This window comes from Pseudomonas mucoides, assembly GCF_015461845.1.
Taxonomy (GTDB): Bacteria; Pseudomonadota; Gammaproteobacteria; order Pseudomonadales; family Pseudomonadaceae; genus Aquipseudomonas; species Aquipseudomonas mucoides.
Window position 1 is genome coordinate 134,285 of sequence record NZ_JACOPW010000006.1, and the last position, 25,818, is coordinate 160,102.

Consider the following 25,818-nt stretch of genomic DNA (forward strand, 5'->3'; position numbering starts at 1 on the left):
CCCGGCAGGCCTGATTCCAGGCCTGCCTTTTTGTTTGTCCTACCGACGACTCTGTTGCCACGCCGCCGCCAACCCGCTGCAGCAAATCACCGCGATCCCGACCACCGTGGTCAGGGTCGGCGTGTGGGCAAACAGCAGCCAGCCCAGCAGACCGGCAAACACAATCTGGCAATAACCGAACGGCGCCAGCAACGCCGGCGCGGCGTAGCGAAACGCCTGAGTCAGAAACAAGTGAGCCGTCATCCCGCACGCGCCCAGCGCCACCATCATCAGTCCATGCCCAAGGCTCGGCACTTGCCAGAAGAACGGCACCAGCGCGCTCATCACCAGGGTGTTGCACAGGCCGGCGAAAAAGTTGCTGGTGGTCGGGCTGTCGATGTTGCTGAGCTTGCGGGTGAGCAATTGATAGAAGCAGAAAAACAACGCTGAGCAGAGCGGCAGCAGCACCGCGGGTGTGAACAGATCACCGCCGGGGTGGACGATGATCAACACGCCGGCAAATCCGCAAATCACCGCGATCCATTGGCCACGGGTGACGTGTTCCTTCAGCAACGGCACCGACAGCGCCGTGACCAGCACCGGCGCAAGAAAGTTGACCGCCGTGGCTTCAGCCAAGGGGATGTATTGCAAACCCGTGGTGAAAAACAGACTGGTGCCCAACAGGCACAACGCCCGCATCACTTGCAGCCATGGCCGTTTGGTTCGCAGCACGCGCAATCCGGATTGCGGCAGGAAAATTCCCGCCATCAACAAGGTGTGAACCACATAGCGAGCCCAGACCACCATGACGATCGGATAGAAACCGGAGAGGTATTTGGACAGGGCATCGTGACTGGAGAAAAGAAAGGTGGCGACGACGATCAGCAAAATCCCTTTGAAGGGCTGGTTTACGCCGGAGAGCGGAGTGCTGACGGTCATGGGGTTCCCTTGTGCCTGGCGAATTCCAATAATTTAGAACCTGGTTCCAGATTCCCATACAAGCATAGGCCGAAAGTGTTCGAACATCGCACGGTTTCCGGACGAACAGACATCCCAAATCAGCTGAACAACTCTGAAGCAAGGCTCGCCGCCGACAACTCTTCGGCATACCTCAACAACAGCGGCGCCAATTCATGCAACCGTGCGCCCGGCATACGCGCACTGGGCCCGGCGATGCTCAGCACCCCCATCACCCGCCCCTCGCTCGGGTGCCGCACCACGGCAGCGATCGCCGAGGTGCCCACCGCCGAACTCTCTTCAACCCAGGCATAACCCTGCTCGCGCGCCAGACGCAGACGCTCCAGCAGCTCAATGTTGGATCGCGGCGCATTCGGCCCCAGGTCTTTGGGCCGCTCACCGCCCTGGCGTTCGACCAGCGACAACGCCTCGGCATCGCTCATGCACGCCAGCCACGCGTGGCCCGACGCGGTGTAGAACAAGGGCGCATCGCGGCCCATGTCCGGGTCGTAACGCAGGCCGGACCGGGCACCTTGCGACTTGGCGATCCAGACCTGCCGCTCGCCTTCAATGACGCCCAGGCGCACCAGTTCGCCGGTCTCCTGCGCGAGGCGATCCAGCACTGGCTGCACGATATCGGCGCCGCTGCCCGAGAGATAACGAAACCCCATCGCCACCAGTTTGGTGGTCAGGTGATAGCGCAGGTTCTCTGGATTCTGTCGCACATAGCCCAGCCGTACCAGCTCGGCAAGCAAGCGGTGGGTCGCGCTTTTCGGGATGTCCAGTTGTTCCGCCAGCGCCTGCATCGGCACACCGCGAGGGTCACTGGTAAGGCTTTCCAGCACACTGAAAACACGTTCGATCTGACTGCCGGCCATGGGAGGTTCCACATACAATTTGCCTGATTCTAGAAGACGAACCCGGTAATGCGAAATCTGGAACTCGACGATCGACAGGTTGATTCGATAAAAACCCGGCGCCTGACGGAATTCGATAGGGAGTCCACGTTCATACAAGTCTGGAATACGGCTGGCGATTGCCGGCAATAGCCGAAACCCGGACGATCGGACTGGCGCCGCTCCGCCACACCAGCAACACTCATCCCCACGGACAATCAGAGGATTCCCACATGCTATGGAAAAAAGGCCGACGCAGCGACAACGTGGTGGACGCCCGTGGTGATGATGTCGGCGGCGGCGGTGGCGGGATGCGTTTTGGTGGCGGCAAGGGCCTGAGCCTGACCGCGATCATCCTGATTGTCGGGATTGGCTGGATCACCGGCCAGGATCCGTTGCAGATCCTCGGACAACTCACCGGCCAAATGAGCGAGCAGTCGGCGCCCGCCACCAATCAAACGCGCAAGGCGCCACCGGCCAATGATGAAGGTGCCGAATTCGTGCGCTCGATCCTCGGCGATACCGAAGACACCTGGGGCCAGATTTTCCAGCAGGCCGGTAAGCAATATAAGAACCCGACCCTGGTGCTGTTCAGCAATCGCGTCAATTCCGCCTGCGGTCTGGCGACGTCGGCGACCGGTCCGTTCTATTGCCCGGCCGACCAGAAAGTCTACCTGGACATGGCATTCTTCCAGGAAATGTCACAACGTTTCTCCGCTGCCGGCGACTTCGCCCAGGCCTACGTGATCGCTCACGAAGTCGGACACCACGTTCAGACTTTACTCGGCGTATCGGCGAAAATTCAGACCGCTCGCGCCCAAGGCCGCCAAATGGAAGGCGACGGGGGGTTACTCGTGCGTCAGGAACTTCAGGCCGATTGCCTGGCCGGAGTCTGGGCCAACAATGCACAAAAGCGTCTGAACTGGCTGGAACCAGGCGACATCGAAGAAGCCCTGAACGCCGCCAATGCCATCGGCGACGACCGCTTGCAACAGCAAGGTCAGGGGCGCGTGGTGCCGGACTCGTTTACCCATGGAACGTCAGCGCAAAGGGTGCGCTGGTTTAAAACCGGATTTGCACAAGGCCAGGTGGGCCAGTGCGATACCTTTGCGGCGAAAAACCTGTAAATGAATAAGTGGCTGTTAGCTGTACTGTTTACCTGCGCAAGTACCCAAGCCGCCGAACATGCGGTCAAAGAACTCAGCCCCGGCCGGCTGTTGCTCAAAGAAGGCGAGATGGCGGTGAGCCTCGGCGCCGCGCCGGCCAAAATCGAACGCGTGCTGATCATCATCCACGGCCGTCTGCGCAACGCTGGAACCTACCGCCAGAGCGCCGAGCAGGCGGCTGAACTGGCAGGACAAAGCCAGACCACGCTGGTCATCGCCCCACAGTTTCTCAATGAAACCGATGTCGCCCTGCACCCCGTGGCGGACAGCGTCCTGCGCTGGCAGGGCGACGATTGGATGGCCGGCGGTTTATCCACAGCCCCGTTTGCACTGAGTTCCTTTGGGGCGCTGGATCAGATCATTGCGAGAGTCAGCGACCGCCAACAGTTTCCGGACGTGAAACAAATCGTCATCGCCGGTCACTCCGGGGGGGCCCAGGTGGTTCAACGCTATGCCTTGCTGGCTCACGATCAACCCGCGCTTAGCGCTGCCGGCGTGAAAGTCCTTTATGTGGTCGCCAACCCCTCCTCGTACGCGTATTTCGATGAGCGACGGCCCGTGGCGTTCGATCACGCGAAATGCCCTGGTTTCAACCGCTGGAAATATGGCCTGACGGATTTGCCCCTTTATGCCAGTGGGCAAACGGCACCACAGATTGAAGGCAACTACGTCAAACGTGACGTGACGTATCTGCTCGGGCAGCAAGACAGCGACCCGCAGCAACCGGCGCTGGACAAGGGGTGCGAGGCTGAAGCCCAAGGCACTAACCGGCTGGCTCGCGGGCATTTTTACTTTGATTATTTGCTGCGTCGTAATCCGCGAGGGGTGAACCAGCGGCTGGTGGAAGTGCCGGGGGTTGGGCATAACGGGCAGGGGATGTTGACGTCGCCGGAGGGGCAGAAGGCTTTGTTTGGGCAGTGAGTTTTTTGATGCCTGAACGGACGCTTTCGCGAGCAGGCTAACTCCTACAGTAGATCTCTAGCGGACGCAGTTTTTGTATTCCATAGCGATCCCCTGTGGGAGTGAGCCTGCTCGCGAAGGGGCCCTCAAGCCAACAACATTTCCCGCAATGCCACACAGTCCGCCGCATGCCAATCCGTCAGTTCCGGCCACGGGTTATCCGGTAAATTCACCAACACCGTTCGCGCCCCCGCCGCGCGACCACAATCCAGATCAAAGCGGTAATCACCGACCATCACCATCTCGCTCGCCGGCACGTTCCAGGCCTCTGCCAGTTTCAGCAAGCCACCGGGATGCGGCTTGGGCGGTGCTTCATCACGCCCCAGCACATCCTCCACGGCGAAACAGTCGGCCAGGCCGATGGCCTCCAGCGTCACATGCGCCAGCTCCCGGGCATTGCGCGTGAGAATGCCCAGGCGATAACCGCGCCCGGCCAACTCACGCACCAGCTCTACCGCACCGGGTGCCGGTTTCGACCCCAGTGCCAGATCACGTTCGTGCTCCAGCAGCCACGCATGTTTAGCCGCCGCTTCATCGGCCGGCAATGCGGCGAGGTGGGTCAGGATGTCGTCTTCGGCCGGGATCGCCAATGCCACGCGAATCGCCGCAAAGTCGTGCACAGCCACCGTCAGGGTGCCGTCCATGTCGAACACCCAATGACGCACCTCGGCCAGGCTCATGCCCAATCCTTGCGATGACGAATCAGGCCTTCCTGAGTGACCGAGGCCACCAGTTGTCCAGCACGGTTGAACACGCTGCCACGGTTAAAACCACGGGAATTACCGGCCCAAGGGCTGTCCATCGCATAGAGCAACCAGTCATCGGCGCGCAGATCCTGATGGAACCACAGCGCGTGATCGAGGCTGGCGACCTGCATGTCCTTGTTCCAGACCGTTTTGCCATGGGGCTGCATCGAAGTCACCAGCAGACCGAAGTCGGACGCATAGGCCAGCAAGTATTTGTGCAGCGCCGGCGAGTCGGCCAGGGCACCGTCGGCACGAAACCAGACGTACTTGACCGGGTCAGAGGGTAGCGGGTTGTAGGGATCTTTTTCGGTCACCGGGCGGAATTCGATCGGTTTCGGGCACAGCAGTTTTTCGCGCATGTGCTCAGGGATCAGGTGCGCATGCTGCTGGGTGAGTTCCAGTTCCGAAGGCAGGTTTTCCGGTCCGACCACAACCGGCATTTGGGCCTGGTGCTCAAAGCCTTTTTCGTCGTACTGGAACGAGGCGCTGCAGGTAAAAATCGGATTGCCCTTCTGGATCGCCGTCACCCGTCGCGTGCTGAAACTGCCGCCGTCGCGCACCCGATCCACCTGATAAACCACAGGCAATGCTGAATCGCCCGGACGCAGGAAATACCCGTGCATGGAATGCACATGCCGCGCTTCTTCTACCGTCTGACTGGCTGCCGACAGCGACTGACCGATCACCTGACCGCCGAACAACTGGCGAAAACCCAGGTCCTGGCTGCGGCCACGGAACAGGTTTTCTTCGATCGGTTCCAGGGTCAACAGGTCGACCAGATCATCCAACACTTGGCTCATTCAGGCTCTCCTCACGCAAAACATTGCCGCGCAGTCTTGGCTGCGACGGTCGATTCAGTTTCTGGCCAGGGCCAATAAGATGGGGGCCATTGTAAACGTCCGCGGCGGCTTATCCATGCAAGGTTTGCAGCCATTGTTCACGGGTGATGCGGTACAGCACATGGTGACGCAGGGGATGGCCGGCGGCGAGCTTCGGATGCTCGAAGTCATCGGCTGAATCATGGTGCATGCCGATCGCCTGCATGACTTTCTCGGAAGGCGTGTTGGATTGCGTGGTGAAGGACACGACTTCGGTCAGCCCCAACCGGTCAAACCCGCAACGCAGAGCGGTCCACGCGGCTTCACTGGCATACCCCAGGCCCCAATGCTCGCGGGCCAGGCGCCAGCCGATTTCGGTCGCCGGGGTGAATGGCGCATCGAAGCCCACCACACCCAGCCCGGTAAACCCGATGAACTGGCCGGTGTCCTTGCGTTGCAGCGCCCAGAGGCCGAAACCATGCTCGGCAAAATGCCCGCGAATGCGCCCGATCAGCGAGGCACTTTCCAGACGACTCAACGGCGCCGGAAAATAACGCATCACCTGTGGATCGGCACACATCGCCGCAAATTCCGGCAAATCCTCGTCGCGCCACTGCCGCAACAGCAGTCGCGCACTTTCGAGTTGCAGTATTGGCTCCATTGCGTTCCCCCGTTTCCATGCCGCAAGTCTACATCGCTGGTAGGATCCTTCTCTCATTCCTACATGAAATCATCATGCCGCTGCCGCTGATTTATCACGAAGACTACAGCCCCGAGTTTCCGGCGGACCACCGCTTCCCCATGGACAAGTTTCGCCTGTTGCGCGATCACCTGGTGGACAGCGGCCTGACCCGGGACGCCGATCTGCTGCGCCCGGAGCTCTGCCCCCCGGAGATTCTCGCCCTCGCCCATGACGCTGCCTATATCGAACGTTATATGAGTGGCGAGTTGTCCCGTGAAGACCAGCGGCGTCTCGGCCTGCCCTGGAGCGAAGCCCTGGCCCGGCGCACGGTGCGCGCGGTCGGCGGGTCGTTGCTGGCGGCGGAGCAGGCGCTGCAACACGGTTTGGCCTGTCACCTGGCCGGCGGCACCCATCACGCGCATTACGACTACCCGGCGGGCTTCTGCATCTTCAATGACCTGGCCGTGATCAGCCATTACCTGCTGGAAAGTGGCCGGGTGAATCGGGTGTTGATCTTCGATTGCGACGTGCATCAGGGCGACGGGACTGCGCGGATCCTGCACAACACCCCGGACGCGGTGACCGTTTCCCTGCACTGTGAAAAGAATTTTCCTGCACGCAAAGCCGAAAGTGACTGGGACATCCCGTTGCCCAAGGGCATGGGCGACACCGACTACCTGAAAGTGGTCGACGATGCGCTCAACTATTTGCTGCCGCTCTATCAACCGGACCTGGTGTTGTATGACGCCGGGGTCGATGTGCACAAGGACGACGCCCTGGGTTACTTGAAACTGACGGACGAAGGCGTGGCGGCGCGTGATGAAAGCGTGATGCGCCATTGCCTGGGCCGGGATATTCCAGTGGTCGGGGTGATTGGCGGCGGTTACAGCACGGACCGCAAGGCGTTGGCGCGGCGGCACGGGATTCTGCATCACAGCGCGCAACGGGTGTGGCAGTCATCAGGTTGTCATTGAACCGTGAGTGTTTACCCACAATGCCTGTGGAACTGCCTGTGGATAACCTGAGTGAAACGGCCTACAGCCCTTACGGCGCATAGCCTACACTGCGGTGGTTGTTTTTTAACCAGGTCCTGAACACATAACAAATCCCCTCTGGGAGCGAGCTTGCTCGCGATAGCGGATTATCAGTAAACACTACGCTGACTGACCCACCGCTATCGCGAGCAAGCTCGCTCCCACAGGGATCTGTGCTGGTAGAATGCGCCGCTTATCCCGCCAAACCGCAGCGCACTCCATGACCCGATCCTCCACCGCCCTCCCCCCTCACGTCGCCATCATCGGTGGTGGCCCCGCCGGCCTGATGGCGGCTGAAGTGTTGAGCCAGGCCGGGATCAAGGTCGACCTGTACGACGGCATGCCCTCGGTGGGCCGCAAATTCCTGCTGGCCGGGGTTGGCGGCATGAACATCACCCACTCCGAAGCCTACCCGGCGTTTCTCTCGCGTTACGCCGAGCGCGCGCCACAGATTGCACCGCTACTGCGCGCCTTTGGCGCCGACGCGCTGTGCCAGTGGATTCATGACCTGGGCGTCGAAACTTTTGTCGGCAGTTCCGGCCGGGTGTTCCCGACCGACATGAAAGCCGCGCCCTTGCTGCGTGCCTGGCTCAAACGCCTGCGCGACGCTGGCGTAGTTATCCACACCCGCCACCGCTGGCTCGGCTGGAATGCCGACGGCAGCCTGAAACTGTCGAGCCCCGACGGTGAAAAAAGCCTGACACCGGACGCCACCCTGCTGGCCCTCGGCGGCGGCAGTTGGTCGCGGCTCGGTTCGGATGGCGCGTGGAGGCTGCCGCTGGAACAACGCGGTGTAGGACTTGCGCCGTTGCAACCGAGTAATTGCGGCTTCGAGGTGCAGGCCTGGAGCGAATTGATGGTCAGTAAATTCGCCGGCGCGCCGCTGAAAAACATCGCTATCGGCCTCAATGACGACGTGCCGCGGCTCGGGGAATGCGTGATCACCGCGACCGGGATTGAAGGCAGTCTGATTTACGCCTTGTCGGCTCCGATCCGTGAGGCGATCAACCTCAACGGTTCCGCGACCATTCATCTGGACCTGCTGCCGGGCAAGCCTGTGGATAAAGTGCAGGCCGCGCTGAGCAAACCTCGCGGTTCACGCTCGATGTCCAAACACCTGCACAGTCAGCTGGGCATTGATGGCGTGAAAGCCGCGTTGCTGCGCGAGCTGACACCGGCCGATTGCTTCAGCGACCCGGCGTTGCTGGCCAAAGCGATCAAGGCACTGCCGCTGACGCTGGTGAAAACCCGCCCACTGGACGAAGCCATCAGCAGCGCCGGTGGTGTGACGTTCGAGTCGATGGATGAACGCTTGATGCTCAAGCAATTGCCTGGCGTGTTTTGCGCGGGGGAGATGCTGGATTGGGAAGCGCCGACGGGCGGCTATCTGCTGACCGCGTGTTTCGCCAGTGGGCGTGCGGCGGGGATGGGGATGGTGGAATGGCTCAGAAGCAGCGCCAAGTTTTAGCTACAAGCTGCAAGTTAATGGCTTTTAACTTGCAGCTTGTAGCTTGCAACTTATAGCTGCTGTTAAGGCTTACGCTTGCGCGGCCCAGTGTTGAACACCGGCACTTTACGCACAGGCTTGATCGAAGGCTCCGGCGCCGAAGCATCCCCGCTCTCGACCCACTTGCCCAAATTGCGTTTACCGCCACTGGAAGTCTTCGGTTTCTTCGGCTTTTTCGGTTTTTTCACCACCTGACCGCTGGCATCGGTGTCCGGCACGCGGTGCTCAGGTTCGAAGTCATGCTCCATCTGCCGAGGCAAAGTCTGACGGGTCAACGTCTCGATGGCCGACAGCAGATTCACTTCATCGGCGCACACCAGCGAAATCGCCTGCCCGGTGTTACCCGCACGGCCGGTACGCCCGATGCGGTGGATGTAATCCTCGGCCACGATCGGCAGGTCGAAGTTGACCACCAGCGGCAAATCTTCGATGTCCAGACCACGGGCCGCGACGTCAGTGGCGACCAGGATCTGCACTTCACTGGCCTTGAAACGGTCCAGTGCGCGCTGACGCGTCGCCTGCGGTTTGTCGCCGTGGATGCCGTCGGCATTGATGCCCAGGCCCTGGAGTTTTTCCACCAGCGCGTCGACACCGTTGCGGGTCTTGGCGAACACCAGCACCTGCTTCCATTTGCTTTTACGCAGCAAGTGAACGAACAGTTCCGGCTTGCGCTTCTTGTCGACCGTCACTACCCACTGCTTAACCGTGTTGGCCGCCACGTTACGCGGGCTGACTTCGATGCTCAGCGGATCGTTGAGCATCTGCCCGGCCAGGGTGCGGATCGCATCGGAGAACGTCGCCGAGAACAACAGCGTCTGGCGCTTCTTCGGCAGCGCCTTGTAAATGTTGCCCAGTTCCTCGGAAAAGCCCAGGTCGAGCATACGATCGGCTTCGTCGAGCACCAGGGTTTGCAGCTGATTGAACTTGAGCGCGTTCTGGCGAAACAGGTCGAGCAAACGGCCCGGCGTGGCCACCAGCAGGTCGACGCCTTTGCGCAGCTTCATCATTTGCGGGTTGATGCTGACGCCGCCGTACACCGCATAAGTGCTCAGTGGCAGGTTCTCGGCGTACTGACGCACGGCTTCGTGGACTTGCTCCGCCAGTTCGCGGGTCGGCACCAGAATCAGTGCGCGCACCGAGTTGGCGGTGACTTTCGGCCCTTCCATGGCCAGCAATTGCAGGAGCGGCAACGCGAAACCGGCGGTCTTGCCAGTGCCGGTTTGGGCCGCAGCCATCAGGTCGCGACCGGCCAGCACCGCCGGAATGGCTTGCGCCTGAACCGGCGTCGGGGTCTGGTAGCCGAGCGTCTCGAGAGAGCGCAGCAAGGGTTCGATCAGGCCAAGGGTGGCGAAAGTCATGGGATTACCGTAGGAAAATTCAGCGCGGGTTTTTCAAAACAAGTGTGCAAAACAAGATGCAATGGCGCGCAGTTTACCCTAATTCACACGGGATTCTGTCGGCGCGACTACAGCCGTCTGCACAGGCGCCCGACGCCACTGTGGCAATCCGATCAACACCACAGCGCTGATGATCACCAGCATCGCCAGCCCTTCTTCGATTCCTATGGTCTCGCCCACAAACACGATCCCCAGCAATACCGCGACGGCCGGGTTGACGTAGGCATAACTGGTCGCCGCCGCGGGACGCACGTTTTTCAACAGGTACATGTAAGCGTTGAACGCGATGATCGAGCCGAAGAACGTCAGATACGCCAGGGCAGCCCAGCCTTCAATCGGCGGCATGGCTTGCAGATGCTCGCCGCTCACGACACTGCCGATCAGCAGCGCCACGCCGCCGACCAGCATTTCCACTGCGCTGGCCATCGCCCCCGCTGGCAACGGCACGTGTTTGCTCCAGACCGAACCGAACGCCCAGGAGGCCGCCGCGAACACCAGCAACAGCGCGCCCAACGGGCTCGACTGCAGGTTCGAACCGAGATTCAACATGGCAATGCCGATCAGCCCGAGCGCAATCCCGGCCCATTCGAGACGGGTATTTCGCGCCCCCCAGAAATAGCCGAACAACAAAGTAAACAAGGGCACCGTCGCCACCGCCAATGCCGCCACACCGGAGGCCACCCCCATGTGTTCGGCGACACTGACGCCGCCGTTACCGCAGGCGAGCAACAAGATCCCGATCATGCCGGCCGCTTTCCACTGCGCCCACGTCGGTGCCGGCGCCCCACGCCAGCGCAGGAAGGCGTACATCAACGTCCCGGCGAGCACAAAACGGATTCCGGCGAGCAGCAACGGCGGCCAGTACTCAACGCCGATGCGGATCACCAGATAGGTCGAGCCCCAAATCACGTACAACGCGAAAAAGGCAGCGATCAAGGGTAAGGGAAAACGACGTAAGCCAGGCATGGGCAGCTCGATGACAGAACAATGTGAACAGCTATTCTAGAAAGGCCAAACGCTAAAAATAAGTTACAAAACCTGTTTATAGCGCCAGTACACTTTTCAAAACACGGAGATCAGCGCTATAAACCATGCTTTCGAAAGTCAGTCATTTTCAAGGTGTACGCCGATGGATAAATACGACCGCATGCTCCTCAGCGCCCTGCTGGAAAACGGTCGTGCGTCCTACGCCGACCTCGCGCGCAAGGTCAACCTGTCCGCCCCGGCCGTGGCCGAACGCGTGGCCAAGCTGGAAGCCAGCGGCGTGATTACCGGTTACCAGGCGAAAGTCGACATGGCCAAGCTCGGTTTGCCAATCCAGTGCGTGATCGAACTGCGCCTGAACCAGCACGGCAATCAAAAGGCCTACGACGACTTGATCAAAATCCCGCAATTGACCGAATGCCACCGGGTGACCGGCGATCCGTGCGTGATCATGCAAGCGGCAGTGGGCTCGATGCCGGAGCTGGAGGAGTTGATCAACCGGATTGCCAAGTTCGGGTTCAGCAAGACGTCGATTGTGCTGTCGAGTGCGATAGAGAAGCGCGTGCCGTTGGGGCACATCGAAGGCAATGGCAAAACAATCTAAAGCTGCAGGAGATCCCTTCCAGGAGCGAGCCTGCTCGCGATGGCGTCGTGTCAGCCGACATCAATGTAGCTGGAACACCGCAATCGGGAGCAGGCTCATTCCTACAGAGGGTTTGCGGTGGTATTAGAACCCGCGATGGCGCTTGAGGTGTTCGTTGATCTTCGCCGCCGGCACTTTCTGCAAGCCGCACAGCAAATCATGGGACAACTCGCGCAAGCCATGCTTGCGCCGCAACTCTTCCATCAAATGCGTCGTCAGATTCGCCGCCATCTCCGCGTCAGCCATCGCCCGGTGAGCCTTGCCGGTATCGGGCAAGTTGGCGAACGTGGTGAGGGTGCCGAGTTTGTGGTTCGGCGCGGCGGGCATCAGGCGGCGGGCCAGTAGCAGCGAGCAGGCGAAGTTCTGCAAACGCGTGCGCTTGATCCGCCCCAGCTCAAAGTCCCAGAACTTCTGGTCGAACGCCGCGTTGTGCGCCAGCAACGGCGTGATGCCGACGAACTCATTAACCTCGTTCATCACCTGCTCGGCCGACGGCGCGGTGCGCAGCATGGCATTGCTGATGCCGGTGAGTTGCTCGATGAAAGCCGGCACGCGCACGCCGGCGTTCATCAGGCTTTGGTAACGCTCGACGATGCGCCCCTGTTCAAGAATCACCACGGCAATTTCCGTGGCCCGGCAGCTGCTGCTCGGGGAGATCCCGGTGGTTTCAAAGTCGATGACTGCTATGCGTTCCAAACCTGTTTCAACTCCGTAAAAATCAATTCTTGAGCAGCAACGCGCCTTCGATCGGCACGTAGCGGCTGGCGGCGCGGATCAGCGAGTTGGCCGTGAGGCCCGGCACGCCGTAAGCCACCGCTTGCACCCCGTGCTTGCTGATGATGCGTTCCAGCAACATGTCGAAATCACCGTCACCGGAGGCCAGCACGATTTCGTCGACGTGATCGGCGGCGTCCATGATGTCGAGGGTGATGCCCACGTCCCAGTCGCCCTTGGCCGAACCGTCGCTGCGCTGGATGTAGGGCTTGAGCTTCACGGTGAAGCCGAGGTTGCGCAGGATCTGCTGAAACTGCTGCTGTTTGCTGTCGCCACGATCAATCGCGTAGGCGTAGGCCTCGACGATCTCGCCCTGTTTGCTGATGTCAGCCCACAGCGCGGCGTAGTTGAAGTGGCAACCATAGGCCTGACGCACGGTGTAATAGAGGTTTTGGACATCGGCGAACACTGCGATTTTTTTCACCGCGGGTTTCCTCTTGGCGCACAGGCGCGCAGGCGAGATCAGGCACCTGGCCCGAAAAGTCGCCCAGTATGCCAGCCCGAAGGATTGTTCCGCGAATAATCGCCCCGGGGCACGGTCGCGCCCCGGACGAATGGCGTCTTAGACGAAGGAATCGTCGTCATCGCCGCCGAAAAATGACGAGCTGTCATCGCTGTAATCAGTGTCGGCAAAACCGCCCTGATCATTGGTGCTGTTGTCAGCCATACGCTGGTCATCGCCCCAACCGCCGTTGCTCTGGTCATTGACCTGCGCCGGCTCTTCCTTGATCACTTCAACCACTTCCGGCTGCTGATTGTGATGGAACAGGCTGCTGATGCCTTGTGCCAGCATCACGCCACCCGCGACACCGGCCGCGGTCTTCAGCGCGCCACCGAGAAAACTGCTGCCCGCCGCCGGAGCTTGTTGCTGCGGGGCGTAGTTTTGTTGGGGCGGCGCGGCACCAAAATTCTGCTGCGGTGGCTGTGAATTGAACGATGGCCGTGCCGGTTCACGCCAGCCGCCCGTGGACGATGGGGCGCTCTGGGTCGGTGCGGGCTGTGGATCGCGGGCACTGCCACCGAAGATGCTCGACAAAAAGCCACCACCGCTTGGCGCCGGGGCCGCTGTCTGTGCCTTGGCCGCTTGCAGTTCGGCCTGCAATTGCTGCACTTGCTGGGTCAGTTGCTTGTTCTGTTCGTCAAGGCTCTTGATGGCAGCTTCCTGAACCAGGATCGCCTGGGTCATGAAATAGCCGGCCGCAGGCTGGCGAGTCAGGTGTTCCTTGATCCGCGCCTCAGCCAGGGCATCGCGCGGGGCTGAGTCCGTTTCGGCCTGTTGCAGCCGGGAAAACAGTCCATCGATCAGGGTTTGTTCTTCGCTGTTCATGGCGACCTCGTAGATTGCCGGGGAAAATCGTTGTCCTTTTCCAAAGAGGATAAGGTGCTCGACCTTAATGGAGGCTGAAACAAGTTGTTTCAATGAGCTTTACCTAACGTTTACGTTTGCGCCCCCAAGGGTTTGATCGGTTAAAGTGGACCACTGCTTCCAACCTGCGATACCGACTGATGAATCCGTTCGATGTACTGCGTGACTCCTTGTATTTCTTCAAACGCAATCTGGGGCAGATCGTGCAACTGTGCCTGCCGCTGGTGATCTTCGAGGCGCTGCTGCAACAAATTGTCGACCACTCCACCGAGCCGGACAGTTTTCCCGGCGTCAGTGTCATCGTCGGCTTGCTGGTTTATCCGCTGTACACCGCGGCCCTGATCCTGTTTCTCGACGCCCGCAGCCGCGGTGAATCGCCGCGCAACCGTGACCTGCTGACACGTTCGGCGTACCTGTGGCCGCGCTTCGCCCTGCTCACGGCACTTAACACCCTGTTGATCCTGCTCGGTCTGTCGCTGTACTTCCTGCCCGGTATCTATCTGATGGTGACCCTGGCCTTCGGCGAGTACCTGCTGGTGTTGCGTGGCATGGCCCCATTGGCGGCCATGAAAGAAAGCCTGCGCCTGACCCGCGGCCATTTCATGCGCATTCTGGTGTGCATCCTGTGTGTGATGGGTCCGCTTTGGGTGCTCAAGGGCGCCACCCTCGCGGTGTACCCGGCCCCGCAAAACCCGGTGATTTCCCTGCTGATCGACAGCGCCCACAGCTTCCTGCAACTGTTCACCAGCGTGGTGTTGTTCCGCTTGTTCATGCTGATCGGCGATACGCCCGAGAAAATTGAGGGGCCGCTCTGACCGTGGGCTTCGGCTCCGGTCTCGGTTATGCTCGGGGCCACCTTTTGTAACGCTATAAGCCGAGCCATGACCCGTCTACTGCGCTACACCCTGCTGAGCCTGTTGATCGTGACCGGCGTGATCGCATTGCTGATTTACAACCTGACCTGGCGCCCCGACCCCAAGGAAGTGCTGCCGGTCAGTTGCACGACTCAAGCGCCCACCCTGGTACCCGGTCAGGCATTAAAAGTGATGACCTGGAACGTTCAGTACCTGGCGGGTAAACGCTATGTGTTCTGGAACGACCTCGCGCAGGGCGCCGATGAAAACCCCACCCCTGAAGACATGGCCTTCAGCCTCGACGAAGTGGCGCGGGTGATACGCGACGAAAACCCCGACATCGTGTTGTTGCAGGAGCTCGATGACAACGCCAAGACCAGCGATTACCAACACCAGTTCAAACTGCTGCAAGAGCGGGTCGCCGACCTGTATCCGTGCAGCGCTTACGCCTTCGACTGGAAGGCAGACTTCGTGCCGGATCCGCATATCTTCGGTAGCGTCGGCCGGCAACTGGCGACGCTCAGCCGCTACCAGATCGAACATGCCGAACGCCTGCAATTGCCAGTCGCGCCGGCCAACCTGATCAGCCGCCAGTTCAAACCGAAAAACGCCTTGTTGGTGTCTTACCTGCCGCTCAACGACGGCGGTCAGATGGCGGTACTCAACACCCACCTGGACCGCCTCATCCAGCCCGACGAAACCCTGCAAGCCCAAGTAACGGCTGTTGCCAAGGTCCTCGACAAATTCGAAGGCCGTGGCACGCCGTGGTTGATCGGTGGCGATTTCAATCTGTTGCCGCTCGGGCAGTTTCGCCGACTGCCCGAGGAACAACGCACGCCCTACTCGGCCGACAGCGCGCTGCATGTGCTGTGGGACAAGTACCCGATGATCCCGACCAACAACGAAGCCAGCGGCGCTGATCGGGCCCAGTGGTTGACGCATTACCCGAATGACCCCAGCTTGAGCGGCCCGGACCGCACGGTTGATTACCTGTTCTACAGCCCGCGCCTCAAGCGGGTCGAGGCGATGGTGAGGCAGGACGATACGTTGCGCATCTCTGATCACTTGCCGGTGATTGCGCGGTTCCTGCTACCTGCCAACTGACAATACGAAACCTGTGAGAGCGAGCTTGCTCGCGATGACGTCGTGTCAGTCGAGATCAATGTAGCTGGAACACCGCAATCGCGAGCAGGCTCACTCCTACAGGGATGGGTGCAGGGCCGGCGTTAATGCACCTCTTCCAGGTCGTCATGCAATAGCCCGAAGATCTTGCGCTTCATGTCGATGAACGAGCGCTCCATGACCATGTCCAGGGTCCGTGGGCGTTCGATCGGCACATCCAGAATCTGCTTGATCCGCCCAGGCCTGGCGCCCATCACGTAGACCCGATCGCCGAGCAAAACCGCCTCGTCGATATCGTGGGTCACGAACAACACGGTCTTCTTGCTGTTGCCCCAGACCCGCAACAACAGCTGTTGCATTTGCAGGCGCGTCTGGCTGTCGAGCGCACCGAAAGGTTCGTCCATCAGCAGGATCTGCGGATCATTGGCCAGCGCGCGGGCAATCGCCACACGCTGCATCATGCCGCCGGACAGCTGCTTGGCGTAGTTATCGGCAAACCCGCTCAGGCCCACTTCATTGACGTAGTAGTCAACGATCTCCTTGCGCTGGGCAGCCGCCATGCCGCGACGCTTGAGGCCGAATTCGACGTTCTGGCGCACGGTCAGCCACGGGAACAGCGTATAGCTCTGGAACACCATGCCGCGGTCAGCACCCGGCCCCTGCACTTGCTGGCCACCGACGTAGATCTCGCCCTCGGTGGGTTCGTTGAGGCCGGCGGTGAGGTACAGCAAACTCGACTTGCCGCACCCCGAAGGTCCGACCAGCACGGCGAATTGTTGGTCCGGCACCTCGAACGATACCTGCTCCAGCGCAGTGAACATGCCGCCGTCAGGTTTCTGATAGCGCAGGCTGACCTTGTCCACTTGCAGCCTTGGAGCGGCCTGCACCGGGGCGGCCGAGGGTGTGACGAAGCGAGGGTTGACGGCGCTTACTGAGCCCATGCGGCGATCCTCAGACGTAGGAAACGGAACAGTTGATCGGTGACCAGGCCCAACAGGCCGATGATCGCGATTGCGAGGAAAATCACATCCACTTGAAAGCCACGCATGGCTTTAAGGCTCAAGTAACCCAGGCCACTGGAAGCGGCGACCAGTTCGGCAACCACCAGGTAGGTCCAGGCCCAGCCCATGGTTACGCGCAAGGTGTCGAGCACACCCGGTAAAGAGGCCGGGGCGATCACATGCAGCACCGCGTCGCGACGGGTCGAGCCCAAGGTGTAGGACGCGTTGATCAAATCCTTGGAGATGCCTTTGGACACGTCCGCGATCATCACCAGTTGCTGGAAGAACACACCGAAGATGATCACCGAGACCCGCTGCTCCAGGCCGATCCCGATCCACAGAATGAACAGCGGCACGAACGAGGTGACCGGCAGGTAGCGGATGAAATTGACCATCGGCTCAAGGAACGCCTGGACGATACGGAAGCTGCCCATCAGCAACCCCAGCGGCACCGCCACCAGCGACGAGACAATGAAACCGACCATCACCACTTCGAGACTGGCCCACACATGCAGGCCAAGGGTGCCGTCGCGGCCCAGGCGTACGGCGGCTTCGGCCACCGCACCCGGTGTCGGCAGGAACATGCCCGGCACCACGCCGCCATAGGACAATCCCGCCCACAGGCCGATCAACAATACCCAGGCCAAGCCGCTTGCGCTCCAGATCACCTGCACCGGCAGGCCGGTCTTGGGCGTGATGCAGCGGCTCAGCCATGAATTGCGCTTGAACATGCAAACCTCCTACAGCGGGGTGACGAAACGGTTGTCGATCAAATCGTCATTGCTGACGTTGTAGGGTTTGCCCTGCAATTCACTGGCGGTTTCATTGGCCAGTTTGATCAGCGGTTCGCTGTCGCCCGGCTTGCCTGGCGAGCCGAGGAGTTTTTCGCTCATGGCCTGATCGTAGAAGCGCACGCCTTGCGCGGCGGCGGCCAGTTCCTTCGGATCGGCGAGGTAACCACCAACGCCTTTGGCCATGATTTTGTAGGCTTCCTGCGGATGGTCCTTGGTGTACTGGACCGCTTTGTACAGACCGGCGACCAGGGCCTTGACGTCTTCCGGCTGCTTTTCGATGACGGCGCAGTTGAGTGCGACCACATCGACAATCACACCCGGCGTGCTGCTACTGTCGATCAGCACCTTGCCCTGTTTCTTGTCACGCACCATCGACAGATGCGGCTCCCATGTCACGGCGGCCGGCACCCGACCGGCGATGAACGCGGTAGCCGCGTCGTCGGCTGTCATGTTCTGCACGGTGATGTCGCTCATGGTCATGCCGTGTTTCTTCAGCAAATACGACAACCAGAACTGCGAGGTCGACCCTTCGTTCACCGCCACCGCTTTGCCTTTGAGCTCCTGCAGACTCTTGACGTCCTTGCCCACCAGCACGCCGTCGCCACCATGGCTGTCATCCAGCGCGGCCACAGCCTTGAAGCAGAATTGCGGACGGTATTTCAGCACTTCGTCGATGGTCGACGCCGAGCCCGACAACTCGCCCGAGGCCTGCGCGGCCATGTACATCGAAGCCTCTTCGACGACGGGCAATTCGACGGTCAAGCCGTTTTCCTTGAAGTAGCCCAGGTCCTGAGCCAGGTAGAGGGTGCCGTAGCCGACCCAGGTGGTGTGACCGATAGAGAGGGTGCCGGCCTGGGCGCTGGTGGCGACCGTGGCGGCGATGGCGGTGATCGCCAATGGATGAGCGATGCGGGTTAGCAAGGACTTGATCATGGAGCACTCCCAAAGCTGTTGATTTAGTTTTGATGGGCAGTACGGCCAGCGGCCCTGGACATCAGCTGTCACCTCAGGTCTCTGATGGACCTTGTGGCGGGCAGCATCGGGCTGACTGGCGAAGTCGATGTTGGCCCAGTGCGGGGAGAAGGAAAATTAGGAAATATGTCGAGGCGAATGATGAAAAAGCTGTGTAGCGCGCACCGCGAAAGAGCGCTGTGGGCGGGGATGCCCGAGGTGGGTGCACGATTGGAAAACGGTAGTGAATGGACGATAGCTATCGCGGGCAAGCCCGCGCCCACAGGTCCCGTGTCATGCCCGGATTACGAGGCCGACACAATTCCTGTGGGAACGGGCTTGCCCGCGATAAGGTCCGAAGGACCTTCCGACACTCTTAGAGTCGGCCGTATTCCTGAGCAGTACGATCCACTGCTTTCAGGGTCTTGCCCACCAGCTCATCAATCTCCTCACGACTGGCAATCAACGCCGGCGCCATGATCATCCGCCCCAGCGTCGAACGAATAATCACCCCCTCTTCAAAGCCAATCGTGCGGCAACGCCACGCAATGTCGTTCTCGTTGGCAAAGCGCTTGCGGCTGGTTTTGTCCTCGGCCAATTGCAGCGCCGCGACCATGCCGACACCCTGAATATCCCCCACCAACGGGTGGTTGCCGAACACCTCGCGCAAGCACTGTTGCAGGTACGGGCCGATATCATCCTTGACCCGCGTCACCACGCCCTCATCACGCAACGCCTTGAGATTGGCAATCGCCACCGCCGCCGCTACCGGGTGCCCGGAATACGTCAGGCCGTGGGCAAACACCCCGCCTTGTTCCACCAGCACGGTGGCCATTTTCTTCGACAGAATCAGCCCGCCCATCGGGATGTAACCGGAGGTCAAACCCTTGGCAATCGACAGCGTGTCCGGCTCGAAACCGAAGTATTCGTGGGCGAACCATTCGCCAGTGCGACCGAAGCCGCCGATCACTTCATCAGCGCACAGCAGCACGTCGTACTTGCGGCAGATTCGCTGGATTTGCGGCCAGTAACTCTCTGGCGGAAAGATCATCCCGCCCGCCCCCTGGAACGGTTCGGCAATGAAGCCGGCGACCTTGTCCGCGCCCAGTTCGAGAATCTTTGCTTCCAGTTGCTGCGCTGCCCGCAGGCCAAATTCGGCCGGGGTCAGGTCGCCTTCGTGGGCGAAAAAGTACGGCTCGTCGATGTGCTCGATATCGGGAATCATGCCGCCCATTTCGTGCATGAACTTCATGCCACCGAGCGCCGTCGCGGCCAGGGTCGAGCCGTGGTAACCGTTCCAGCGACCGATCATGATTTTCTTCTCGGGCTTGCCGAGAATCGTCCAGTAACGCCGCACGGTGCGGATCAGCACCTCATTGGCCTCAGACCCGGAGTTGGTGTAGATCGCGTGGCTGTAGTGCCCCGGCAGCAGGCTGAACAACAGCTCCGACAGCTCAATCACCTGCGGGTGAGTGGTGTGGAAAAACATGTTGTAGTACGGCAGTTGCTCAAGTTGCCGAGTCGCTGCCGCCGCCAGGTCTTTGCGACCGTAACCGAGGTTGGTGCACCACAACCCGGACATGCCGTCGAGGTAGCGCCGACCGTCGTTGTCCCACAGATGCAGGCGTTCGCCACGAACCATCACCCGGGGTCCTTCGTCATTGAGTGCCTTCTGATCGACGAATGCATGGATGTGGTGCGCAGCGTCGGCGGCCTGGTAGTCGCGGGTTTCACGTGGTGTGGTCATCGCCAGTTCTCCGTTTTGTTGTTAGCGGCTGTTATGAGCGCAGCTGAAACCAGGTGGTCTTCAACTGGGTGTATTTATCGAATGAATGCAGCGACAAGTCACGGCCGAAACCGGACTGTTTGCCGCCGCCGAAAGGCACGGTCACGTCGAGTGCATCAACGCTGTTGACCGATACGGTCCCCGCTCGCAATTGCCGCGCCACACGGTGGGCGCGATTGAGGTCATCGGTCCACAGCGACGCAGCCAAACCGTAGACGCTGTCGTTGGCCAGTTGCAAAGCGTTGGCCTCGTCATCGAATGCGGTAACCGCCAGCACCGGGCCGAATACTTCGTCGCGAAACAGCGGCATGTCCGGGGTCACGCCGGTGAAAATCGTCGGCTGAATGAAGTTGTCAGAGCCGTTGAAAATCGACTGCCGGCCACCGCACACTTTTGTCGCGCCCTGGCGTTCCGCTTGCTGGATGAACTTCATGATGCGCGCGGTCTGGCGGCTGTCGACAATCGCCCCGGCGCCGCTCGACGGGTCCAGTGGATCGCCCGGCAGCCAGCGTTCCGCGTGCGCCATGAGGCGTTCGACGAACTCACCATGAATCGAGCGTTGCACCAGCAATCGCGAATTCGCCGAGCAGACTTCGCCCTGATTGAAGAAGATCCCGAACGCGGCTTTTTCAGCGGCCAGATCGAGGTCCTGACAATCGGCGAACACCAGGTTCGCGCTCTTGCCGCCGCACTCCAGCCATACCTGCTTGAGGTTCGACTGCGCAGAATATTGCATGAAGTATTTGCCGACTTCGGTAGAGCCGGTGAACACCAGACAATCCACATCCGGGTGCAAACCGAGGGCTTTGCCGGTCTGCTCGCCGAGGCCCGGCAGCACGTTCAATACACCTGCCGGCAAACCCGCTTCCAGCGCCAGTTCAGCCAGACGCAGGGCGGAAAACGGTGATTGTTCGGCGGGCTTCAGAATCACCGAGTTGCCGGCGGCCAGGGCCGGTGCGAGTTTCCACGCGGCCATGTCCAGCGGGAAATTCCACGGCACCACGGCCGCGACCACACCGAGGGCTTCACGGGTGATGGTCGCCAGTACGTTTTGCGCGCTGGGGGCGATCTGGTCGTAGAGTTTGTCGAGGCTTTCGGCGTACCAGCGAAACACCCCGGCCGCGCCCGGCACGTCGATGTTGTAGGCGTCCATCACCGGTTTGCCCATGTTCAGCGAATCAAGCAGAGCCAGTTCTTCACGATTGACCATGATCAGGTCAGCCAGGCGCAGCAGCACCTGTTTGCGCTCACCGGGCGAACGCGCCGACCAGGTGCCGGCTTCAAATACCTGCCGCGCATTGCTGACGGCAGCGTTGACCTCTTCATCGCCACACGCAGTCACGTTGGCCAGGCATTGCCCGGTGGCCGGGTTGATCGCGGCGAATGTCTGGCCGGACTGCGCCGAACGGCGTTTACCGTCGATCACGGCCTGGTCGGGAAACTGCAGCGCTGCGGCTTTGTTTTGCCAATATGCAAGCTCGAACACGTTCAGATGCTCCAAGGGCTTTTCTTGTGATTGGATGGTGGCCCAGCCCCGTGTCCACGAAAAATAGTAAAAATGTTTTCGCAGACCATGAAAAAACTGGGCAGCCAACCTCCCCCGTGGCGCGGTATGTGGTTATTGTTCAAGCACAACAACACCGTCGTCAGAACGGACGCAGTCGGCGCGAATATTGCCTGGATGTCTGGATCATCCACCCCGAGGTTTGCCGTGGCTGCCTACAACTTGCGTCAACTGAAATACTTCATCACCACCGTCGAATGCGGCAGCGTCGCCGAGGCTTCGCGCAAGCTGTACATCGCCCAGCCGGCGATTTCCACGGCGATCAAAGGCCTGGAAGACAGCTTCGGCGTGCAACTGCTGATCCGTCATCACGCCCAAGGCGTGTCCTTGACGCCGAGCGGCGCGCGCTTCTACCGCAAGGCCCAGGAGCTGTTGCGCATGGCCAAGGAGTTCGAACAGAACGCCTTGGCCGACAATGACGTGGTATCGGGACAGATCGACATCGGCTGCTTCGAAACGGTCGCGCCGCTGTACTTGCCGCAATTGATTGCCGGATTCTCGGCGCTGTATCCGGGGGTGAAAATCCGCATTCGCGACGGCGAGCAACAAGAGCTGGTGCAAGGCCTGACGTCGGGCACCTTCGACCTGGCGATCCTGTACGAACACGACCTCGACGCCACCATCCAGACCGAACCGTTGATGCCGGCGCAGCGACCCTATGCGTTGCTGCCGGCAGACCATCGCTTTGCCCAACTCAAGCAGGTATCGCTGCGCGACCTGTGCCTGGAGCCGATGATTCTGCTGGACGTGCAACCGAGCCGGACGTACTTCGTCAGCCTGTTCGAGGAATTGAACCTGTCGCCGAACATTGCCTTCAGCTCACCGTCGATCGAGATGGTGCGGGGGATGGTCGGGCAAGGGTTCGGCTTCTCGATCCTGGTGACGCGGCCGCATTCGGAATGCACTTACGACGGGCAGAAAGTGGTGTGCGTGGATATCGTCGAAGAGGTCACTGGTTCGGGATTGGTGGCGGCATGGTTGAAGCGCGGGCAACTGACCAAACCCGCGCAGTTGTTTGCCGACTATTGCCGGGAGCAACTCACTGCCAAGGCCGGCGCAAGCACATGAGCCAAGTGAAATCCTGTGGCGAGGGAGCTTGCTCCCGTTCGACTGCGCAGCAGTCGCATCTCCATTGCATGCGGTGTATCTGACACATTCAGGCGGCCGATTATGGGGCCGCTTCGTGGCCCAACGGGAGCAAGCTCCCTCGCCACAGTTTTTGTGTTCTACCCCAAGAGTTACTTGCGGGGTTTGATCCGAGCGGTGGCTTCGGCCACCAATGGATCATCCGGCCAGTAATGCTTCGGGTACCGCCCCTTCAAATCCTTCTTCACCTCGGCATAGGTGCTGCGCCAGAAGTTCGCCAGGTCCTGAGTTACCTGTACCGGCCGCCGCGCAGGTGACAGCAGATGCAGCTTGACCACTTGCCGGCCACCGGCAATGCGCGGGGTCTCGGCCAGGCCGAACAGTTCCTGCAAACGCACCGCCAGAATCGGCGGCTGCTCGCTGTAATCCAGACGAATCGACGACCCCGACGGCACGCTCAGATGATGCGGCGCCAGCTCATCGAGCCGTTGCGGCAGCGGCCACGGCAGCAAGTTATGGACGATGCTCGACAGGTCCAGGTTGGCAAAGTGGCTGAGCCGCGAGACTTTGCCCAGATACGGCATCAGCCAATGTTCAAGGCTTTTGAGCAGCGCAGCATCGCTGACGTCCGGCCATTCACTGTCGCCCTTGCCGGCCATATCCAACTGACGCAACAAGGCCACCCGCGCCTGCCACTGACGCAGCTCCGGAGTCCACGGCAACAGCTCCAGCCCTTTACGCCGGACCAGATTGACCAAGGCCTGACTGCGCGCAGTTTCATCGAGACCGGTCAACGGTTCGCGGCTCAGGATCAGTTCACCGACCTTGCGCTGACGCTCGGCGCGCAACACACCTTCGCGCTCATCCCAATCCAGTTGATCGACGATGCGCACTTGCTCGGCGAGCACCGAGTCGAACAGCGCCGGATCGAAATCCGCCGCCAGATAAATCCTTTCCTCCCGCTGGCCCTGACGACTGCCGAGATCGGCAATCACCAGCCATGCCTGTTTCATCAGGCTGTCAGCCTCGGCGAACAACGCGGCGCGGCCGTTGGCCAAGCGGTATTCCGCCCCCCCGGCACGGCGCTGCTGGGCAACACGGTCGGGATAAGCCAGCGCCAGCAGTGCGCCGAGCCAGCGCGGATGATCCGGATCGCTGACCGGCTCCGAGGCTTTGCCACGCAAATAACCACGATATTGCCGCGCCAGTTGCCGGGCCCGTTGAACGCCACCTTGAGCACCGCGCGCGGCACGTTCTTCGCCGGACAACAGCACCAAGCGACTGTGCAGATCGGCACCCGCGCCGCGCAAGATATCGCGTTCACCGAGCAATGCCGCGACATCGCAGGCCATGTCGGCCAAGCCGAGCGCCTGGCCGCGTAACAACAAATGCGCGATACGCGGATGCGCCGGCAGTTCGGCCATGGCCTGACCGTGTCGGGTCAGCGCTTCACCGTCCAATGCGCCCAGTCGATCCAGCAAGTCCTGAGCCTGGGCATAGGCGGCGGCCGGCGGGACATCCAGCCAAACCAACTGACCCGGCGTCACGCCCCAGCGACCGAGTTGCAACGCCAGGCCGGCGAGGTCCGCCGAGAGAATTTCCGCACTGGCGTAGGCCGCCAGTTGTTCATGCTGATCCTGTGACCACAAGCGATAACACACCCCCGGCTCCAAGCGCCCTGCCCGGCCCGCGCGTTGCGTGGCGCTGGCCTTGGAGATGCGTTGGGTGTCGAGGCGGGTCATGCCGCTGCCGGGGTCGAAACGCGGTACCCGCGCCAACCCCGCGTCGATCACCACGCGCACGCCATCGATGGTCAGGCTGGTCTCGGCGATGTTGGTTGCCAGCACCACTTTGCGAAAGCCTGCCGGCGCTGGATCAATCGCCGCGCGTTGGGCATTCAGGTCCAGTTCGCCGTGCAGCGGGCACAGCAGCACCTGCGGGCTATCGCCCAAGGCATCAGCCAATTGTTGATGGACCCGACGGATTTCCGCTTGTCCCGGCAGGAACACCAGAAGGCTGCCGGTTTCATCGTTCAAGGCCTCAAGGATGGTCTGCACCACTCGCGGCTCGATGAACTCACCGGGCTGGAACGGCCGCCCCCAGCGCATCGCCACCGGGTACATGCGACCTTCGCTGCGCAGAATTGGCGCATCGTCGAGCAACCCGGCCAGGCGTTCGCCCTCCAGGGTTGCCGACATCAGCAGGATTTTCAGCGGTTGATCGTCGCGAAACAGCTCCCGGCCATTCAGGCTAAGGGCCAACGCCAGGTCGGCGTCGAGGCTGCGCTCGTGGAATTCATCGAAGATCAGCAGGCCAACGCCTTCCAGCGCCGGGTCGTCCTGCAAGCGCCGCGTGAGGATGCCTTCGGTGACCACTTCGATACGGGTCTTGGGCCCGACTTTGCTGTCGAGGCGAATGCGATACCCGACCGTTTCGCCAACCTTCTCACCCATTTCACTGGCCAGCCGCTCCGCCGCCGCCCGTGCTGCCAACCGGCGCGGTTCAAGCATCAGAATGGTCTGCCCGGCCAGCCAGGCTTCGTTGAGCAAGGCCAATGGAACACGGGTGGTCTTACCGGCGCCGGGCGGTGCTTCGAGCACGGCTTCGTGGCGTATCGCCAAGGCGTCACGCAGCGCGGGTAAAACTTCATCAATCGGCAAAGAAATCATGCTGGCTCCCCAGGGCATGCCCACAGTAAATTGTGAGTCACGTTGAAGCTGTGGACGTTCCAGGCAAGGCGCGGGACGCAGG

General features: G+C 60.9%; 24 protein-coding genes. 8 read left to right on the forward strand and 16 right to left on the reverse strand.

Going from position 1 to position 25,818, the window contains the following annotated elements:
- Window positions 1-39: 39 nt before the first annotated feature.
- A complete protein-coding gene (locus H8F22_RS23925; RefSeq protein WP_027924245.1) occupies window positions 40-918 on the reverse strand; it encodes a DMT family transporter in 879 nt (292 codons plus the stop codon).
- Between the two features lie 119 nt (window positions 919-1,037).
- Window positions 1,038-1,814 carry an IclR family transcriptional regulator gene (locus H8F22_RS23930; RefSeq protein ID WP_194940760.1) on the reverse strand — a complete coding sequence of 259 codons (777 nt, stop codon included), beginning with the start codon at window positions 1,812-1,814 and terminating at the stop codon, window positions 1,038-1,040.
- Window positions 1,815-2,065: 251 nt separating this feature from the next.
- Here H8F22_RS23930 and ypfJ point away from each other — a divergent pair, with 251 nt between their 5' ends.
- Both ypfJ and H8F22_RS23940 read left to right on the forward strand, forming a co-directional pair.
- On the forward strand, window positions 2,066-2,959 hold the full coding sequence (gene ypfJ / locus H8F22_RS23935; RefSeq protein WP_059182115.1) for a KPN_02809 family neutral zinc metallopeptidase: 894 nt from the start codon (window positions 2,066-2,068) through the stop codon (window positions 2,957-2,959).
- The gene (locus H8F22_RS23940) at window positions 2,960-3,919 is read left to right on the forward strand and encodes an alpha/beta hydrolase (RefSeq protein ID WP_194940761.1); all 960 of its coding nucleotides are present in this window, start codon (window positions 2,960-2,962) and stop codon (window positions 3,917-3,919) included.
- A gap of 125 nt (window positions 3,920-4,044) precedes the next feature.
- Here the strand turns inward: H8F22_RS23940 and H8F22_RS23945 are convergent, their stop codons facing one another.
- The 3 genes from H8F22_RS23945 to H8F22_RS23955 all read right to left on the reverse strand — a co-directional run bounded on the left by H8F22_RS23945 (window position 4,045) and on the right by H8F22_RS23955 (window position 6,183).
- Window positions 4,045-4,638, reverse strand: coding sequence for an HAD family hydrolase (locus tag H8F22_RS23945; RefSeq protein ID WP_027924249.1), 594 nt, complete (start codon window positions 4,636-4,638; stop codon window positions 4,045-4,047).
- Window positions 4,635-5,504, reverse strand: a complete 870-nt coding sequence (gene tesB / locus H8F22_RS23950) for an acyl-CoA thioesterase II (RefSeq protein WP_027924250.1) — start codon at window positions 5,502-5,504, stop codon at window positions 4,635-4,637. Before tesB ends, H8F22_RS23945 begins: the two co-directional genes overlap by 4 nt.
- Before the next feature lie 109 nt (window positions 5,505-5,613).
- Complete coding sequence (locus H8F22_RS23955; RefSeq protein ID WP_027924251.1) at window positions 5,614-6,183, reverse strand: GNAT family N-acetyltransferase; 570 nt, start codon at window positions 6,181-6,183, stop codon at window positions 5,614-5,616.
- A gap of 74 nt (window positions 6,184-6,257) precedes the next feature.
- On the opposite strand from H8F22_RS23955, the gene H8F22_RS23960 reads away from it, so the two are divergent.
- Both H8F22_RS23960 and H8F22_RS23965 read left to right on the forward strand, forming a co-directional pair.
- A complete protein-coding gene (locus H8F22_RS23960) occupies window positions 6,258-7,178 on the forward strand; it encodes a histone deacetylase family protein (RefSeq protein ID WP_194940762.1) in 921 nt (306 codons plus the stop codon).
- Window positions 7,179-7,458: 280 nt separating this feature from the next.
- The gene (locus H8F22_RS23965; protein ID WP_177339171.1) at window positions 7,459-8,706 is read left to right on the forward strand and encodes a TIGR03862 family flavoprotein; all 1,248 of its coding nucleotides are present in this window, start codon (window positions 7,459-7,461) and stop codon (window positions 8,704-8,706) included.
- 62 nt (window positions 8,707-8,768) lie between these two features.
- Here H8F22_RS23965 and H8F22_RS23970 read toward each other — a convergent pair whose 3' ends face one another.
- Complete coding sequence (locus H8F22_RS23970; protein WP_027924254.1) at window positions 8,769-10,103, reverse strand: DEAD/DEAH box helicase; 1,335 nt, start codon at window positions 10,101-10,103, stop codon at window positions 8,769-8,771.
- Between the two features lie 78 nt (window positions 10,104-10,181).
- Window positions 10,182-11,108, reverse strand: a complete 927-nt coding sequence (gene yedA / locus H8F22_RS23975; protein WP_059182111.1) for a drug/metabolite exporter YedA — start codon at window positions 11,106-11,108, stop codon at window positions 10,182-10,184.
- 163 nt (window positions 11,109-11,271) lie between these two features.
- On the opposite strand from yedA, the gene H8F22_RS23980 reads away from it, so the two are divergent.
- Window positions 11,272-11,730 (forward strand): Lrp/AsnC family transcriptional regulator, encoded by a 459-nt coding sequence (locus H8F22_RS23980; RefSeq protein ID WP_027924256.1) that lies wholly within the window; start codon window positions 11,272-11,274, stop codon window positions 11,728-11,730.
- A 123-nt stretch (window positions 11,731-11,853) separates the two neighbouring features.
- Here the strand turns inward: H8F22_RS23980 and H8F22_RS23985 are convergent, their stop codons facing one another.
- The 3 genes from H8F22_RS23985 to H8F22_RS23995 form a co-directional block, all read right to left on the reverse strand.
- Window positions 11,854-12,465 (reverse strand): 3'-5' exonuclease, encoded by a 612-nt coding sequence (locus H8F22_RS23985; RefSeq protein WP_027924257.1) that lies wholly within the window; start codon window positions 12,463-12,465, stop codon window positions 11,854-11,856.
- Window positions 12,466-12,487: 22 nt separating this feature from the next.
- Window positions 12,488-12,967 carry a LabA-like NYN domain-containing protein gene (locus H8F22_RS23990; RefSeq protein ID WP_007990686.1) on the reverse strand — a complete coding sequence of 160 codons (480 nt, stop codon included), beginning with the start codon at window positions 12,965-12,967 and terminating at the stop codon, window positions 12,488-12,490.
- 138 nt (window positions 12,968-13,105) lie between these two features.
- Entirely contained in the window at window positions 13,106-13,870 is a 765-nt protein-coding gene (locus H8F22_RS23995; protein WP_027924258.1) for a DUF2076 domain-containing protein, read from the reverse strand.
- A gap of 179 nt (window positions 13,871-14,049) precedes the next feature.
- Here H8F22_RS23995 and H8F22_RS24000 point away from each other — a divergent pair, with 179 nt between their 5' ends.
- Window positions 14,050-14,724: a YciC family protein gene (locus H8F22_RS24000; protein WP_194940763.1), complete on the forward strand. Its 675-nt coding sequence runs from the start codon at window positions 14,050-14,052 to the stop codon at window positions 14,722-14,724.
- A 66-nt stretch (window positions 14,725-14,790) separates the two neighbouring features.
- The gene (locus H8F22_RS24005; RefSeq protein ID WP_194940764.1) at window positions 14,791-15,867 is read left to right on the forward strand and encodes an endonuclease/exonuclease/phosphatase family protein; all 1,077 of its coding nucleotides are present in this window, start codon (window positions 14,791-14,793) and stop codon (window positions 15,865-15,867) included.
- Between the two features lie 122 nt (window positions 15,868-15,989).
- On the opposite strand, the gene H8F22_RS24010 is transcribed toward H8F22_RS24005, so the two are convergent.
- The 5 genes from H8F22_RS24010 to H8F22_RS24030 all read right to left on the reverse strand — a co-directional run bounded on the left by H8F22_RS24010 (window position 15,990) and on the right by H8F22_RS24030 (window position 21,903).
- On the reverse strand, window positions 15,990-16,826 hold the full coding sequence (locus H8F22_RS24010) for an ABC transporter ATP-binding protein (protein ID WP_027924261.1): 837 nt from the start codon (window positions 16,824-16,826) through the stop codon (window positions 15,990-15,992).
- Window positions 16,814-17,617 carry an ABC transporter permease gene (locus tag H8F22_RS24015; RefSeq protein ID WP_027924262.1) on the reverse strand — a complete coding sequence of 268 codons (804 nt, stop codon included), beginning with the start codon at window positions 17,615-17,617 and terminating at the stop codon, window positions 16,814-16,816. Before H8F22_RS24015 ends, H8F22_RS24010 begins: the two co-directional genes overlap by 13 nt.
- A 9-nt stretch (window positions 17,618-17,626) precedes the next feature.
- Entirely contained in the window at window positions 17,627-18,613 is a 987-nt protein-coding gene (locus H8F22_RS24020) for an ABC transporter substrate-binding protein (RefSeq protein ID WP_027924263.1), read from the reverse strand.
- A 394-nt stretch (window positions 18,614-19,007) separates the two neighbouring features.
- Window positions 19,008-20,378: an aspartate aminotransferase family protein gene (locus H8F22_RS24025; protein WP_059182109.1), complete on the reverse strand. Its 1,371-nt coding sequence runs from the start codon at window positions 20,376-20,378 to the stop codon at window positions 19,008-19,010.
- Between the two features lie 31 nt (window positions 20,379-20,409).
- Window positions 20,410-21,903, reverse strand: coding sequence for an aldehyde dehydrogenase (locus H8F22_RS24030; protein ID WP_194940765.1), 1,494 nt, complete (start codon window positions 21,901-21,903; stop codon window positions 20,410-20,412).
- 225 nt (window positions 21,904-22,128) lie between these two features.
- Here H8F22_RS24030 and H8F22_RS24035 point away from each other — a divergent pair, with 225 nt between their 5' ends.
- On the forward strand, window positions 22,129-23,049 hold the full coding sequence (locus tag H8F22_RS24035) for a LysR substrate-binding domain-containing protein (protein WP_027924266.1): 921 nt from the start codon (window positions 22,129-22,131) through the stop codon (window positions 23,047-23,049).
- Window positions 23,050-23,219: 170 nt separating this feature from the next.
- Here H8F22_RS24035 and hrpB read toward each other — a convergent pair whose 3' ends face one another.
- On the reverse strand, window positions 23,220-25,736 hold the full coding sequence (hrpB, locus tag H8F22_RS24040) for an ATP-dependent helicase HrpB (protein ID WP_194940766.1): 2,517 nt from the start codon (window positions 25,734-25,736) through the stop codon (window positions 23,220-23,222).
- Window positions 25,737-25,818: the final 82 nt, after the last annotated feature.